The sequence below is a fragment of the Altererythrobacter sp. H2 genome (assembly GCF_035319885.1).
Lineage (GTDB): Bacteria > Pseudomonadota > Alphaproteobacteria > Sphingomonadales > Sphingomonadaceae > 34-65-8.
The window spans coordinates 1,511,923-1,527,890 of sequence record NZ_CP141285.1; the positions used below are offsets into that span (position 1 = coordinate 1,511,923).

Genomic DNA, 15,968 nt, shown 5'->3' on the forward strand with positions numbered 1-15,968 from the left:
TCCTCGCGTCAATGTTCAGGGCCCAGCGCCGGGTCGAGATCGCGCGGGCGCTTGAAGTGGGTCAGCTTGCCGCAGCCTTCGGCGAGCTGCGACCAGTCGTCAATCGCCAGCTCCAGCAGGGCAAATCCGGTGGTGGGGAACTTGCGCGCGGCCTCGTCGAACAGGCTGTTTTCCGCAGCGGGCGGCACCAGCGCGAGCAGGGCTTCCTGCATTCCGGGGTTGTGCCCCGATACCAGCACCGTTCCGGCCTCACCGGCCCGTTCGCGGATTACATCGAAAATCGTTTCGGCGCTGGCGAGATAGAGCCGCTCGTCCCACACAGGCGCCGCATCGGGCAGGGTCAGGTCCAGTGTTCGTCGGACCCGCTCGGCCGGACTGGCCAGCACCGCGTCCCACGCCAGGTTTTTGCGGTTGAAGTATTCGCCCATCAGGGCAGCACCGCGCCGTCCCCGGTCGTTGAGGCCGCGATCGAAGTCACGGGTGGCCATGTCATCCCAGTCGGACTTGGCGTGGCGCAGGAGGCCGAGTTTCTTCACGTTGGCTGCTCATCCTCCACCATCGGCGCGTCTGCCGTGCCAGAAGCACGGCTGGCGACACGTTGTAAAGCCTCCTCCAGTGTCACCCGCATGACGGGGGTGCCTTGAGGGAACGCAGAGAGCAGGCGGCTGGGGAAAGCAGAGGAAAGCATCACGAAGTGGCCGGCATCGTCCTTGCTGCGGATCAGGCGGCCGAACGCCTGCGCCAGCCGCGCCCGGATCAGGCGGTCGTCATAGGCCGATCCGCCCCCGGCGGCGCGGCGGGCGCGGTGGAGAATGTCCGGGCGGGGCCAGGGCACCTGCTCCATCACCACGCAGCGCAGCGATTCGCCGGGCACGTCGACGCCGTCGCGCAAGGCATCGGTGCCCAGCAGGCTGGCCTTGGGGTCGTCGCGGAACATGTCGACCAGGGTGCCGGTGTCAATCGGATCGACATGCTGGGCATAGAGCGGCAGCCCGACACGCGCCAGGCGGTCGGCGATGCGGCCATAGACCGCCCGCAGCCGCCGGATCGCGGTAAACAGGCCGAGCACACCGCCACCCGCCGCTTCGATCAGCCGGGCATAGGCCCCGGCCAGCGCGGCAAGATCCCCCCGCGGCACGTCAGTCACGATCAGGACTTGCGCGCGCGCGGCGTAGTCGAACGGGCTTTCCGCCTCCACCAGCGCCGGAACCAGGTCGATGTGCGGCGCGCCGGACCGGGCGATAGCGCTGTCCCAGTCGGCCCCGTCAGCGCCCCGGCCACACAAGGTCGCGCTGGTCATCATCACGCCATGCGCAGGTTCCAGCACGACCTTGGCAAAGGGCTGCATCGGATCGAGCCAGCGGCGGTGGATGCCGATGTCGAATTCACGTGCCTCGCTGCGATCGACTGCCAGCCAGTCAACGAACTGCGGGTCGGCCGGGCCGCCCAGGCGGCCGAGCAGGGCCTCCCAGGCAGCCAGCAGGTCGACCCGCCAGGCGAGTGAATGGCGCGCGCCTTCGATCCGGGCGCGGCCTTGTGCATCAAGCCAGTCGGGCGCGTTCTCGACCACGGCCTCCAGCCGCAGGGCGAGCTTCATCAGCGGCTGGCGGATGCGGGCGAGGGCGGCCGAGCCGTCCTGCGCCTTCTCGACCAGGTCACCGGGCAGCCCGGCGGCTTCGGTCTCGATGCCGTAGCCCGCTTCCTGCCCGCCGCTTTCATCGCGCGCATAGGTGGTGGCGCGAACCGCGGCGAGCAGGCTTTCGAGCGGGCCGTGCGGCTCTCCATCGTGCAGCCGCTGGAGCCAGCCTTCGGCGGGCAGGGCATGGGCAGCCGTCACCGCCGCCTCGATCGCCTCACCGCCTGCGTCGTCATAACTGGCGACATCGGCAAGCCGGGCGGCCAGGCCGCGGCGGCGGCCCTTGGCCTTTTTCTCCGGCCCGATAATCCAGCGCCGCAGCTCGATCGCCTCCTGCCCGGTGAGGGCAGCGGCGAAAGTGGAATCGGCCGCCTCGAACACGTGATGGCCTTCGTCGAACACGATCCGGGTCGGGCGATTGACGGGATCGCGCGCGCGGGCGGCGTTGATCATCACCAGCGCGTGGTTGGCGATGACCAGGTCGGCCTGGGCCGAAGCGCGGCTGGCGCGCTCGATGAAGCATTTGCGATAATGCGGACAGCCGGCATAGACGCATTCGCCGCGCTGGTCGGTCAGCGCCGCGATCCCCCGCTTGCGGAACAGGGTGCCGAGCCAGCCGGGCAGGTCGCCCCCGATCATGTCGCCATCGCGCGAATAGGCCGCCCATCGGGCCACCAGATGGGCCAGCATGGCGGCGCGCCCGCCGAAGCCGCCTTGCAGGGCGTCTTCCAGGTTGAGCAGGCAGAGGTAGTTCTCGCGTCCCTTGCGCACCACCACCGGGCGCGAGCCATCGGGGCGGGCAGGGGGCCAGGCACGGGCGCTCTCGTCCTTCAGCTGGCGCTGGAGGTTCTTGGTGAAAGTCGAGACCCAGACCGTGCCGCCCGACGCTGCGGACCACAACGAGGCCGGGGCGAGGTAGCCGAGGGTCTTGCCGATCCCGGTCCCGGCCTGCGCCAGCAGCATGTGCGGCTGGCCGCGCTGGCGGCGGGGCGCGAACATTTGCCCGGCGGACCGGGCATAGAGCTGCTGCCCTTCGCGCCGTTCCGCCTCGCTGCCGGTGAGATGGTCGAGCTGCGCAGCAATGTCGGCTTCCGCCAGGACGACCTGGGCGGGCTGGGGCCGCTCGGGCGCATCTTCCCATTCGGGCAGGCGGCTGAACAGCCAGCGCTCAGGCTGCTCGGGGCGGCGAACATGGGGCAGCAGGATCTGTGCCCAGGGCCAGCGCAGGCGGGCCAGCGATTGCAGGGCGCTCCACGCGCCTTCGCGCTCAGCCCAGTCGTCGCTTCCGCACGTCTGCAGCAAGACGCCAGCGGCCTGTTGCAGCAACAGGGGCACGCCATCCTCACCCTGCGGCTGTTGCAGCCCGAGGGTATGGGCCAGACCTTTCGGCGTCGGCACGCAGAACCGTGCCGGATGGATGAAGGCAAACAGTTCGAGAATATCGAGGCCTGACAGGTCAGGATAGCCCAGCCTGCTCGCCACCAGCGGCGCGTTGAGCATCAGCACCGGCGTATCGGCGGTGGCGGTAATCGCTTCTCCCTTGGAGCAACCCCGGGTCTGGCCGGCGGCATCGCGCAGCCAGGTGCCCGCGTGGGAAGCGTGCAGCGCGGGCAGGGCTGGCAGCGCGGACAGGGCGCGTGGATCGGGCGGCTCGGCAGGCATTGCGGAGTAACGGTTACCGGTCCGTCACCCGCTTGAACAGGGGGCGATCAGACGAAGCTGACGATGGCGATGCAAGTGGCGATGCCAACCACGATGTTCATCGGGATGCCGATCTTGAGGAAGTCGGTGAACTTGTAGTTTGCCGCCCCGTAAACCAGCGTGTTGGTCTGATACCCGATCGGCGTGGCGAAGCTGGCGCTGGCGCCGAACATCACCGCCATGATCAGCTGGCGTTCGTCCAGCGGCACGGCATCAGCCAGGCCGATCACGATTGGCGTCATGATCACCGCCACGGCGTTGTTGGTGACGGTCTCCGTCAGCGCGCTGGTGATGGCATAGACCGCAACCAGCAGCACCAGCGGCGAGGAGACGGACAGCAGCGGGCGAAGATGCTCCACGATCAGTTCCACTGTCCCGGCATTCTGCAAACCGATCCCGATCGCCAGCATTCCGAAGATCAGCACCAGGGTGTTGCCGTCAATCGAGCGCCAGGCGTCCTCGGGCTCCATGCAGCGGGTCAGCAGCACCAGCGCCACGCCGCCCAGCGCGAGCGCCTCGATCGGATAGCCGAACAAGGCTGCGCCCATGACCACCAGCGCAAGCGTGGCGATTGCGATCGGGGCCTTGGTGCGGCGGAAGGCCCGCACCGGTGCCTCGGCCACGTCGGCCAGCCCGACATTGGCCTGGAGCGAGACAATCGCGTCATTGCCGGCGGCGATCAGCAGCCGGTCACCGGCGCGCACGCGGGCGTTGGCGAGGTCAGGCCCGGCAAGGTGCCGTGGCCGGGCGAGGCCCAGCACGCGGACCCGAAGCCGCGAAAGCAGCGGAATGTCGGCCAGCCGCCGCCCGACAATCGGGTGGGTGGAGGAGATCATCGCCTGGATAAGCCGCAGGTCTTTCGGCCGCTCCGCCCCGGCAGTGACCACGCCGCCGCCGACCCCGGTCAGGCCGACCCGGAAGTCGTGGGCTTCGGCGAGCGAGGCGAGCTCAGCCGGTGATGCCGAGACGATCAGCTGGTCGCCTGCCTCGAGAACGTGCTGCTCGATATCCTTGCGCGCAATCTCGCCGCCCCGGGAAACGCCGACCACCTTGACCCCCGGGCGCCTGACCAGCGAGGATTCGCCGATCTTCGCCCCGACCAGGTTGCTCTGTTCGACCAGCAGGAGAGAGGACAGGTAACTGTCATTCTCACCCTGCTCGTCAATCGCGTGCTCCGGCCGGTCCGGCAGCAACCGGCGGCCGAACAGCAGCAACAGAGCGATCCCCGCCGCGCCGCTGACCAGCCCGACAGCGGTCATCTCGAAAATGCCGAAGGGCTCCTCGCCCAGGCTTTGCGCCACGCCGTCAACCAGCAGGTTGGTCGACGTGCCGATCAGGGTAAGGGTGCCGCCGAGGATGGAGAGGTAGGAAACCGGGATCAGCAGCCGCGTTGGCGAAATCTTCAGCACCCGGGCCAGCCGCTTGACGATGGGGATCATCACGATCACCACCGGCGTGTTGTTCATGAAGGCTGAGGCGGCAATCGTGCCAGCACCGATTTCGCCGACGGCCAGCCGCGGATGACGCAAGGTGCGGCGGATCACCCAGCCGGACACTGCCTCCAGCGCCCCGGTGCGCAGCAGTGCGCCGCTCAGGATGAACATGGCGCCAATGGTGATCGGGGCAGGGTTGCTGAAGACCGAAAGCATGTCCTGGGGGCTGATGAAGCCCAGCACCAGCATGAGCACTGCGCCCGCACTGGCGATGACCACTGGCGGCAACCGTTCGAGCGCAAAGGCAACCAGCAGGCCCACCAGCAGCAGCACGCCGAGGATCGCGCTGTTGGCGGTGAGGAACTGGGCAATGAACTCGGGCAAACGGGGCATCCAGTGATTCGGCAGGAAGCTTTGGTTACAGGGTATTGTCGCTGGCAGGAAGGTTCGGGGGTGATGGTGGTTGGTCCGGCGCCGGCTGGCTGACTCAAATTCCGGCTTGCGCCGCCCGCGCATTGCCGCAAAGGCCCACTGCATCATGACCATGGAAGACCTGATCGCCGCCGCCCGCGTGTCCAAGGCCTGGCCCTTCGAAGAAGCGCGCAAACTGCTCAAGCGCTATCCTGACGGGAAGCCCGGCAATGTGCCGGTCCTGTTCGAGACCGGCTATGGCCCCAGTGGCCTGCCCCATATCGGCACTTTCCAGGAAGTGCTGCGCACCACGCTGGTCCGCCGCGCCTATGAGGCGATGATTGGCGCGCGGCCGGAAGATGGCAAGACCCGGCTGGTCGCCTTCAGTGACGACATGGACGGGCTGCGCAAGGTGCCCGACAATATCGCCAACAAGGCCGTGCTCGAGGCCAATCTCGGCAAGCCGCTGACCCGCATTCCCGATCCGTTCGGAACGCACCGGAGCTTCGCCCACCATAACAACGCACGTCTGGTCGCCTTCCTTGACCAGTTCGGCTTCGAGTATGAATTCGTCTCCTCGAGCGACCAGTACAACTCGGGCGCATTCGATGATGCGCTGCGGCAGGTGCTGCGCCAGAACCAGGCAATCCTCGACATCATGCTCCCGACCTTGCGGGAGGAACGACGCAAGACCTATTCGCCGGTGCTGCCGGTCAGCCCTTCGTCGGGTGTCGTGCTGCAAGTGCCGGTCGAAGTGGTCGATGCGGAGGCCGGGATCGTTCGTTTCACGGATGCAGACGGCACCGTGGTCGAGCAATCCGCGCTCGGCGGCATGTCGAAGCTGCAATGGAAAGTCGACTGGGCCATGCGCTGGTATGCGCTGGGCGTGGATTACGAGATGTGCGGCAAGGATCTGACCGACAGCGTCACCCAATCGGGCCGGATCGTGCAGGCTCTGGGCGGCCGCAAGCCCGAAGGGCTGATCTATGAGCTGTTTCTCGATGCCAACGGCGAAAAGATATCCAAGTCCAAGGGCAACGGCCTGACGATCGAGCAATGGCTGACCTATGGCTCGCAGGAGAGCCTGGGTTTCTACATTTTCCCCAATCCCAAGAGCGCCAAGCAGCTGCACGCGGGCGTGATCCCGCGCGCAGTCGATGATTACTGGCAGTTCCGCGCTGCCTTGCCGACGCAGGCGCTGGACAAGCAGCTGGGGAACCCCGCCTGGCACCTGCTGCGCGCCAATGGCGGGTTCGATGCTGCAGAAGCGCCGGGTGCAGGGGAACAGCTTCCGGTGACCTACGGGCTGCTGCTGAACCTGGTGGGCGTGCTGGGAGCAGATGCGAGCCGGGAACAGGTCTGGTCGTACCTCGGCAACTATATCCCGGATGCCGACCCGGCCAGGCATCCGGAGCTCGATGTCCTGGTGGGCACGGCGCTGGCTTACAACCGCGATTTCGTAGCGCCAACGCTGTCAAAGCGCGCGCCTGCTGCCAATGAAGCCGCCGCGCTCTCGGCGCTCGATCAATGGCTGGCGTCCGCATCGCCCGATACCTCGGCCGAAGACCTGCAGACCCAGGTCTACGAAATCGGCAAGCGCGAGGAGTTCGGGTTCGAAAATCTGCGTGACTGGTTCAAGGCGCTGTATCAGACCTTGCTCGGCAGCGACCAGGGGCCGCGCATGGGCAGCTTCATCGCGCTTTATGGTATCGCCAACAGCCGCAAGCTCATTGCCGAGGCGCTGGCGCGGGCATGAACGCAGCCAATCCCCACGAGCTTGCCCGGCTGCTGCTCGAACGCGAGTTTGACGAGCTGGGGCCGGACGAACAGAAGGTGCTCGAACGGGTGGCAAGCGGGCGCCTGGCAGGGCTCGATGCCAGCGAACTGGCTGACCGGAGCAGCACTTTCGGCCAGCGCCTGGCAGACCGGGTGGCGGCAGTGGGCGGCAGTTGGGCCTTCATTGCCGTCTTTGCAGCGGTGCTGGTGCTCTGGGTCGTGCTCAACAGCGGGTTGCTCCCGCTGATCGGGATCGCACCGTTTGACCGGTACCCGTATATCTTCCTCAACCTGATGCTGTCGATGCTGGCTGCGGTCCAGGCACCCATCATCATGATGAGCCAGAACCGGCAGGCCACCAAGGACCGCATCGCTGCCCGGCATGACTACGAGGTCAACCTGCGCGCCCAGCTGGAAATCGTGCGCCTGTCCCACAAGACCGACAAGGTTCTTCGCCAGCTTGCCTCGCTGGAGGCGAAGCTCGAACGCAGACCACCGGCCTGACGCTCAGCCCCACTTGCGGGTGCGGTACCACTTGGTGATGACATACTTGGTCCCGGCCTCGACCGGGGTTCCGGCATGGAGTGTCCCTTCATTGGGCGAGCCGTCCGGCAGGGCGTTGTTCCACACCAGCAGCACGCCCTGCCGGGGCTGGATCTTGATTCCCACGTTGACGAAATGCGTCTCGCCACCCTGTTCCACATCGTTGAGGAACACCATTCCGGTCCAGCTGCGCTGGCCGCCGCGCCTGCGCTCGATCTGCCAGTACTTCTCGGTGGTGTAGAACCAGTCGTTGTGCGGCTTGAACTGCTGACCCGGCATGTAGCGCTGGCCCTGGACCGCTTCGCCCACTTCCGCCGGCAGCCCGAGCAGATCGTCAATCCGGCGCGAGATCCCGGCCACGAAGGGATCGCCCGGGTCCAGGTTGCCGGAATATGAGGTGCGGAAACCCGCCGCATAGTCCATGTCGTAAAGCGGGCTTGGCTCGGCGACGGCATCGATCATGGCGATCAGGCGGTTGCATTCGTCCGGCGAGAGGAAGTCACCGATGGCGAACAGTTCGGCCACATCGCTTTCGATCCGGTAGACCTGCTCGTCGGCTTGCAGGCGGGTGCGGACGCGCTCTCCCACCCGCGCGAGTGCCGCCTTGTCCGGAATCGGTTCGATCTTTGCCATGCCCCGGCATCTAGCATCCCCGGATTGCCCGGCAAGATGGGTGTTGCGGCCTGTCCTGCCGGTGCTAGACTTTCGCCGAGGACAATCGGGGAGCAAGTACATGGCACGGTCGACTGAGACACGATATTCCGGCGTGGCGATGAGCCTGCACTGGTTCATCACCATCGCGGTCATCGCCAACTGGCGCATTGCCGAGGCGGCCGAACATGCCGCCAACCAGGAAGCGCGCAGCGCGGTGATGGGCAATCACTTCGCGCTGGGCGTGCTGATCTTCCTCGCGATCGTCTTCCGTTTTGCCTGGCGGGCGGGCAAGGGCGTGCCGCCGCCGCAATCCGGCCATGCCCCGTGGGAGCGGGTGCTGGCCAGAACCGTCCACTACCTGTTCTACATCCTCCTGATGGTCATGCCGCTGGCCGGATGGCTGGCGATGTCCAAGTATGGCTCCCCCATCAACGTGTGGGGCATCGTCGAGATACCGCCGCTGCCGGTCGCCGCCGATCCGGACGGGGCGAAGGCGATCTTCGAGCAGCATGCCACCGCCGGTACCGTGCTGCTGGGCCTGATCGTGGTTCACGTACTCGGCACGCTCAAGCACACGCTGATCGACAAAGACGGCAACCTGTTCCGGATGCTGCCCTTCGGCACGCCGCGCCCCTGAGTGCAGCCCTGAAGGAGGCATGGCGGCACCCGCGCCGCCATTCCCCGGCAAGCTGCTGTCTTTCACTTGGCGTTCAGCAGGGGGGCGGTTATACGCCCTCCCATGAGCACCCGCATTGCCCCCCGATCCGTCATGCTTGCCGCCCTGGCAGGCGTGACCGTCCTCACCTCCGCCTGTGCCGGCCGCAGCGACGGTGGCCCGGAAGACACCGCCTATGTCGCGCGTGATGTGGAGACGCTCTACGCCGAGGCGAAGAGCCGGCTTGACCGCGGCAATGCCACCTTCGCCGCCGCCCTGTTTGACGAGGTTGAGCGGCAGCACCCCTATTCGCCCTGGGCCCGCCGCGCGCAGCTGATGAGCGCGTTCAGCTACTACGTGGCGCAGGACTACAACAAGGCGATTGCCAGCTCGCAGCGGTTCCTCTCGATCCACCCGGGCAACAAGGACGCGCCATACGCCTACTACCTGATCGCGCTCAGCTACTACGAGCAGATCAGCGACATTCACCGGGACCAGAAAATCACCGAACAGGCCCGCACGTCCCTGCGCGAGGTGGAGCGCCGCTTCCCGCAGAGCCAGTATGCCTCTGACGCGCGCATCAAGCTGGACCTGGTCAACGATCACCTCGCCGGCAAGGAGATGGAGATCGGCCGTCACTATGCCCGTTCCGGCCAGTGGCTGGCTGCCCAGCTGCGCTTCCAGAACGTGGTCGAGCAGTACCAGACCACCAGCCACGCGCCCGAAGCGCTCTACCGGCTGACCGAGAGCAACCTGGCGCTCGGCGTGCCGCAGGAAGCGGTCAAGTACGCCGCAGTGCTTGGCGCCAACTACCCCGGCAACGAGTGGTACGAGAAGGCGTTCAAGCTGGTCGAACGCCACGCCCCCGGTGTGACCGCCAGCTGAGCGGCACCGGGCCGCCCGCCGCGGCTCGCTGGTTCCTGATCGCTGCGGGATTGCCCGCTTCGGGATTGCCCGCTGCAGGGTTCGCCGAGGGCAAGCCCCGAGACATGGACCACTTGTTACACAGTCCTGGAGCAAAAAAGTCCGCCCGGCGCGCGCCCGCGCTTTGGGCGTTTTTAGCGCACCAGCGAAGCGGGAGAGGGGCGGGCGGAACCGGGCCATGGCGCGCACGATAGCGCGCGGGAGAGGTGTAGGAAAACGCGCGGCGCTTGCCAGCGGCGGGATCAGCTGCCGATCATGCGGCCACCGGCAAGAGGGTCGCGCTTGATCCCGCTGCCAGACAACGAAATATCGCGGTGCACTTTACCGGACCACCTAGGTCGGCAGCACTGACCAACTAGAATAGCGCGCCGCGCGACCGGGCGAGTTAGGGCAAGCTCCGTGCGCAGCGCCCGCTTGCGGGGGCTGTTCTCCCCCCTCTCCTTCCGGCGCTGGCGCGCCTCCTCCCTCTCCCCTGAAGGGGAGAGGGATGGGAAGGGTTGCGTTACGCCGTTTCCATCTTGCGCTTGGCTTTCTTGCGCTCGTTCGGGTCGAGGATGGCCTTGCGCAGGCGGATGCTCTTGGGGGTCACTTCGACCATCTCGTCATCGTCGATATAGGCGATGGCCTGTTCCAGCGTCATGATCCGGGGCGGGGTCAGGCGGATCGCATCATCCTTGCCGGTGGAGCGGAAGTTGGTCAGCTGCTTGGACTTCATCGGGTTGACTTCGAGATCGTCCGGCTTGGCGTTCTCGCCGATCAGCATGCCTTCGTAGATCTTTTCCTGCGGACGCACGAACAGCACGCCGCGTTCCTCCAGCATGTTGAGCGCATAGCCCACCGCTTCGCCCGTACCGTTGGAGATCAGCACGCCGTTGGCGCGGCCTTCGATCGGGCCCTTGTAGGGGCCGTACTTCTCGAACAGGCGGTTCATGATGCCGGTGCCGCGGGTGTCGCTGAGGAATTCGCCGTGATAGCCGATCAGGCCGCGGCTGGGCGCGGAGAAGGTGATCCGGGTCTTGCCGCCGCCGCTGGGGCGCATGTCCAGCATCTCGCCCTTGCGGGTGGCCATCTTCTCCACCACCGTGCCCGAATGCTCGTCGTCCACGTCGATGACGACGGTTTCGTACGGCTCGGTGCGGTGGCCGTTCTCGTCCTGGCGGAACAGCACCCGCGGGCGGCTGATGCCCAGTTCGAAACCTTCGCGCCGCATTGTCTCGATCAGCACGCCGAGCTGCAATTCGCCGCGCCCGGCAACCTCGAAGCTGTCCTTGTCGGCGCTTTCGGTGACGCGGATGGCGACGTTGGATTCGGCCTCGCGCTCCAGCCGGTCACGGATCATGCGGCTGGTCACCTTGGTGCCTTCGCGTCCGGCCATCGGCGAATCGTTCACCGCAAAGCGCATCGACAGCGTCGGCGGATCGATCGGCTGGGCGTGCAGCGGCTCGGTCACGGTCGGGTCCGCGATGGTGTTCGACACGGTCGCCACGGCAAGGCCGGCGATTGACACGATGTCGCCCGCGCGGGCCTCCTCCACCGGAATGCGCTCCAGCCCGCGGAACGCGAGCAGCTTGGAGGCGCGGCCGGTTTCGACCACCTTGCCATCGTTATCGAGGGCGTGGATCGGCGAGTTGACCTTGACCGTGCCCGACTGGACCTTGCCGGTCAGGATGCGGCCGAGGAAATTGTCGCGGTCAAGCAGGGTGACCAGGAACTTGAACGGACCATCGAAATCGGCGGCCGGCGGCGGCACGTGCTCGACGATCTTCTCGAACAGCGGGGTCAGCGTACCTTCGCGAAGCGAGGGGTCAGCATTGGCATAGCCGTTGCGGCCCGAGGCATAGAGCACCGGGAAGTCGAGCTGGTCGTCATTGGCGTCGAGGCTGACGAACAGGTCGAACACTTCGTCGAGCACTTCCTGGATGCGCTCGTCCGGCCGGTCGATCTTGTTGACCACCACGATCGGGCGCAGGCCCAGCGCCAGCGCCTTGCCGGTGACGAACTTGGTCTGCGGCATGGCTCCTTCGGAGCTGTCGACCAGCAGGATCACGCCGTCGACCATCGACAGGATACGCTCCACCTCACCGCCGAAGTCGGCGTGGCCGGGCGTATCGACGATGTTGATGCGGGTCGCTTCGCCGCCACCCGGAGGGGCCCATTCGACCGAGGTGCACTTGGCGAGAATCGTGATCCCGCGTTCCTTTTCCAGGTCGTTCGAATCCATCGCGCGCTCTTCCACGCGCTGGTTGTCACGGAACGTGCCGGACTGGCGGAAAAGCTGATCGACGAGAGTGGTCTTGCCGTGGTCGACGTGGGCGATGATCGCCACGTTGCGGAGATTCGCGGACATGCGGGGTCTGGCCTTCGGTATGGGGGCGACTGCAATTGTGCAGCGCAACAATGCCGGGCCCGATAGCCGAGCCGGGCGCTTGGGGCAAGGGCGGCGGTGTGTCTGCCGCGCCACAGCGGGCAAAAGGGCCGCGAATCCGGCCGTATTGCTGCTTGCTGGCAATGCCTGCGCGCTCTATCTGCTGGCCCAGGCGGCGCGACCACTCCCACAATTCAACCGCGCCGCGTGGATGAGGAGCTATCATGAAATTCCAATCGACCGGTTCTGCCGGCCGCCGCGGGCTGTTGCTTGCGAGCGCCGCTTTTGCTGTCGCCGCCATGCCGTCTGTCGCGCTGGCGCAGGACGCTGGTGAGGACGAAGCAGAAGTTGCTGACGGCAACCTGATCGTCGTCACCGCGACGAAGCGCGAACAGACCCTGCAGGAAACCCCGATCTCGGTGTCGGTCACCTCGGGCGAGACAATCGAGCAGGCGCAGATCCGCGACGTGCTGGACCTGCAGACGGTGGCCCCGTCGCTGCGCGTCAGCCAGTTGCAGAACTCCTCCTCTTCCACCTTCATCATCCGCGGCTTCGGCAACGGCGACAACAACTTCGGGATCGAGCCTTCGGTCGGCGTGTTCATCGACGGCGTGTTCCGCTCGCGCTCGGCCTCGTCGCTCAACGATCTTGCCAATGTGCAGCGGATCGAAGTGCTGAACGGCCCGCAATCGACCCTGTTCGGCAAGAACGCCTCGGCTGGCGTCATCTCGGTGGTGACCCGCGAACCGCAGTTCGAATTCGGCGGCAGCATCGAGGCCGGCTACGGCAACTACAACGACATCCGCCTGAAGGGCGACGTGACCGGCCCGATCACCGACACAATCGCCTTCTCGGTTGACGGCAGCTACAACAAGCGGGACGGTTACGCGACGATCGTCAACCTCAATGAGGACGTCAACGACCGCAACCGCTGGACCGCACGCGGCCAGCTGCTGATCGAGCCCAGCAACGATCTCAGCATCCGCCTGATCGGGGACTACTCCAAGATCGACGAAGCCTGCTGCGCCGTCAGCACCCTCGTCGCCGGCCCGACCGCGCCTGCCATTTTCGGCGTGGGCGGTGCGCTCAGCACCGATTTCTTCAGCTACGACACCTTCCTCAACCGCGTGCCGCGCAACGAGGTCGACAACTACGGCGGCTCGGCCCAGGTGAACTGGTCGACCGGCCCGATTTCGCTGACCTCGATCACTGCTTATCGCAAGCTGAAGAACTTCGTTGACCAGGATGTCGACTTCACCAGCGCCGACATCGTCAGCGAAATTCGCGACCAGCGGGTCAAGACCTTCACCCAGGAGCTGCGCATTGCATCGGACTTCGACGGGCCGCTCAACTTCCTGCTCGGCGGGTTCTTCTTCGACGAGAAGATTGACCAGGCAAGCCAGCTGAACGTCGGCGCGGCGGCGCGGCCGTTCTTCACCCTGCTGGGCCGGGGCCTGTCAGGCAACCCCACGTTCAACTTCAACACGGTTGAAGGCGCGCTGGGGCTGGCACAGAACAGCGTCTTCTCGACCGGTCCCCTGACCTCGGAAGTCTACGCGATGGACAACCAGTCGTGGTCGGTCTTCGGCACGGTCGATTTCGAGCCGGTCGATGGCCTCGTCCTCACCGCCGGGTTCAACTACACCGACGACAAGAAGGACTTCGCGCTCGCCGGACAGGCGTTTGACGAGCTGGCGAACGTCAACCTGGTCGACGCCTTCATCACCCGCTTCCTGACCGGTGGTGCCATTACCACGCGGGCCCAGTTCCAGTCACTGCCTGCCGCACAGCAGGCTGCCCTGGCAGCTGCCGCAACCAACCCTGCGGTCAACCCGTTCCTCGGTCTGGCGGGCTTCCAGTTCCAGCCGCCGTTCCTTGCCATTCCCAACGCGGTCGAGGACGGCAAGACGCGGGATGACAAGTTCACCTACACGCTGCGGGCAGCCTACGAGCTCAACAACAACCTCAACGCCTACATCAGCTATGCGACCGGCTACAAGGCGAGTTCGATCAACCTGTCGCGTGACAGCCGCCCGATATTCGGGGACTTCGTGCCCGGTCCGGGCCGGTCGAACTTCCTTGCCCCGTCTTCGCCAATCACCAACGGCGGGATCGCGGTTCCCAACCTGAACACCGGATCGCGCTTTGCCGGTCCGGAAGAAGCGAAGGTCTGGGAAGTGGGCCTGAAGGGCCAGTGGCCCGGCCTCAGCGTCAACCTGGCGCTGTTCGACCAGTCGCTTGAAGGCTTCCAGAGCTTCCTGTTCACCGGCACCGGCTTCCAGCTCAACAATGCGGGCAAGCAGTCGGTCAAGGGCTTCGAGCTCGATACGCGGATCCAGCCGGTCGATGCGCTGGTGTTCACCTTCGCGGCGACCTACCTCGATCCGGTGTTCGACAGCTTCACGGACAGCCCGACCGGGGACCTTACCGGCCTGCGTCCGGGCGGCATTCCCGAGTGGAACCTCGCCACTTCGGCGACCTACACGCACGAATTCGATGCCGGCCATCGCCTGATCAGCCGCGTGGACTACAGCCACGAAAGCAACACGCTGATCAACACCAACGGCTTGCCGACCGCTGGCCCGAACAACTTCAAGCGTGAAGTGAACCTGGTCAACGCCTCGATCACGCTGGCGCTGGAAAACGGGCTGGAAGTGGGCGCATGGGCGCGCAACCTGCTCAACGACCAGCATATCCTGACCGTGTTTGACGGCGTGGCCCAGGCCGGCACTGTCTCGGGCTATCCCAGCGCGCCGCGCACGTACGGTGGTATCGTGCGCTACAAGTTCTGATCCCGAACCCGTTCGACAAGAGCGGGCCGGACAGGAAGAGAGGGGCTCCGCTGCGGCGGGGCCCCTTTTCTTTTGCCAAACTGATTACAATGTGTTGTCTTCAACCCCTGAAGCAAACCAGGGGGGATTGAACAATGGAATGGATGCTGATGCCGCTGAAGCGGTATGCCGATTTCTCGGGCCGCTCGCGGCGCAAGGAATACTGGATGTTTGTGCTGGGGGTAATCATCGCCGCCATTCTGGCAAGCATCATCGAAGCAATACTCGGCATGAGCGGCTCGATCGGCGGCACCTACGGCCCGCTGACCCTGTTGCTCGTGCTCGGGATCATCATTCCCGGGATTGCGGTCCAGGTCAGGCGTTTCCACGATCAGGACAAGTCGGGCTGGTTCGTGCTGCTGGGCCTGATCCCGATTGTCGGTGGCCTGATCGTGCTCGTATTCATGTTCCTCGAAGGGACCAAGGGGCCCAACCGGTTCGGGCCTGATCCGAAGGGCGCGGGCGACCCGTCGGTTTTCGAATAGGTTCAATCTCCGGCGGGCTGAGGCCTGCTGAAGGAACCGGATCCGGGGGCTCCGCTGCGGCGGGGCCCCTTTTCTTCAGGCGATCCAGTAGTTGGCGACAAATCCGATGGGCCGATGGCACGACCTGTTCCTGCTGGCGACCGAGCCTTACCGCAATTACGGGTCATTTTCCGGCCGTGCGCGGCAGCGGGATTACTTCCTCTTCATTGCCTTCCAGTGGCTGGTGATCGTGTGCATCGCCATCCTGCACCGGGTGCTGACCGGAGGCGCGCGCTTGCCCGACCCGGAGCAGGGGTTGCACGGCAGCCTGCCTGACCAGCTGGCGGTGGCCGCGACCCTGCTGTTCATCCTGGCGAGTATCGTGCCGTGGCTGGCAGTATCAACCCGGCGGCTGCACGATCGCGGCTATCGCGGGTGGATCATGGTGCGCTGGTTCCTGCCCTATGTCGGGCTGCTGTTCATGCTGTGGGACCTGCTGCGCGCCGGAGACAGGGGTCCGAACGCCTTCGGCCCCGATCCGCGAGGCGTGAACTTCGACGACTGGTTCGAGTAGC

General features: G+C 65.8%; 12 protein-coding genes. 7 read left to right on the forward strand and 5 right to left on the reverse strand.

Annotation, left to right across the window (positions count from 1 at the left end; genetic code table 11):
• Positions 1–8: 8 nt before the first annotated feature.
• From U4960_RS07760 to U4960_RS07770, 3 genes are read right to left on the reverse strand one after another with little or no spacing between them, the layout of a single operon-like run.
• Positions 9–536, reverse strand: coding sequence for a SixA phosphatase family protein (locus tag U4960_RS07760; protein WP_324262967.1), 528 nt, complete (start codon positions 534–536; stop codon positions 9–11).
• On the reverse strand, positions 533–3,298 hold the full coding sequence (locus tag U4960_RS07765; protein WP_324262968.1) for an ATP-dependent DNA helicase: 2,766 nt from the start codon (positions 3,296–3,298) through the stop codon (positions 533–535). Before U4960_RS07765 ends, U4960_RS07760 begins: the two co-directional genes overlap by 4 nt.
• Positions 3,299–3,345: 47 nt before the next feature.
• On the reverse strand, positions 3,346–5,154 hold the full coding sequence (locus tag U4960_RS07770) for an SLC13 family permease (RefSeq protein WP_324262969.1): 1,809 nt from the start codon (positions 5,152–5,154) through the stop codon (positions 3,346–3,348).
• Positions 5,155–5,308: 154 nt separating this feature from the next.
• Between U4960_RS07770 and U4960_RS07775 the strand changes: the two genes are divergently transcribed.
• Positions 5,309–6,937, forward strand: coding sequence for a lysine--tRNA ligase (locus U4960_RS07775; protein WP_324262970.1), 1,629 nt, complete (start codon positions 5,309–5,311; stop codon positions 6,935–6,937).
• Positions 6,934–7,461, forward strand: coding sequence for a DUF1003 domain-containing protein (locus U4960_RS07780; RefSeq protein WP_324262971.1), 528 nt, complete (start codon positions 6,934–6,936; stop codon positions 7,459–7,461). The genes U4960_RS07775 and U4960_RS07780 overlap by 4 nt, the downstream gene beginning before the upstream one ends.
• A 3-nt stretch (positions 7,462–7,464) precedes the next feature.
• Here the strand turns inward: U4960_RS07780 and U4960_RS07785 are convergent, their stop codons facing one another.
• Positions 7,465–8,133, reverse strand: coding sequence for a prolyl hydroxylase family protein (locus U4960_RS07785; RefSeq protein ID WP_324262972.1), 669 nt, complete (start codon positions 8,131–8,133; stop codon positions 7,465–7,467).
• Between the two features lie 100 nt (positions 8,134–8,233).
• On the opposite strand from U4960_RS07785, the gene U4960_RS07790 reads away from it, so the two are divergent.
• Positions 8,234–8,791, forward strand: coding sequence for a cytochrome b (locus tag U4960_RS07790; protein WP_324262973.1), 558 nt, complete (start codon positions 8,234–8,236; stop codon positions 8,789–8,791).
• A 102-nt stretch (positions 8,792–8,893) separates the two neighbouring features.
• Entirely contained in the window at positions 8,894–9,694 is an 801-nt protein-coding gene (locus U4960_RS07795) for an outer membrane protein assembly factor BamD (RefSeq protein WP_324262974.1), read from the forward strand.
• Positions 9,695–10,235: 541 nt separating this feature from the next.
• Here the strand turns inward: U4960_RS07795 and typA are convergent.
• Positions 10,236–12,080, reverse strand: a complete 1,845-nt coding sequence (gene typA / locus U4960_RS07800) for a translational GTPase TypA (RefSeq protein WP_324262975.1) — start codon at positions 12,078–12,080, stop codon at positions 10,236–10,238.
• A gap of 242 nt (positions 12,081–12,322) precedes the next feature.
• Here typA and U4960_RS07805 point away from each other — a divergent pair, with 242 nt between their 5' ends.
• The 3 genes from U4960_RS07805 (at position 12,323) to U4960_RS07815 (ending at position 15,967) form a co-directional block, all read left to right on the forward strand.
• The gene (locus U4960_RS07805; protein ID WP_324262976.1) at positions 12,323–14,890 is read left to right on the forward strand and encodes a TonB-dependent receptor; all 2,568 of its coding nucleotides are present in this window, start codon (positions 12,323–12,325) and stop codon (positions 14,888–14,890) included.
• Positions 14,891–15,024: 134 nt separating this feature from the next.
• Positions 15,025–15,414, forward strand: a complete 390-nt coding sequence (locus tag U4960_RS07810) for a DUF805 domain-containing protein (RefSeq protein ID WP_324262977.1) — start codon at positions 15,025–15,027, stop codon at positions 15,412–15,414.
• Positions 15,415–15,520: 106 nt separating this feature from the next.
• Positions 15,521–15,967 carry a DUF805 domain-containing protein gene (locus U4960_RS07815; protein WP_324262978.1) on the forward strand — a complete coding sequence of 149 codons (447 nt, stop codon included), beginning with the start codon at positions 15,521–15,523 and terminating at the stop codon, positions 15,965–15,967.
• Position 15,968: the final 1 nt, after the last annotated feature.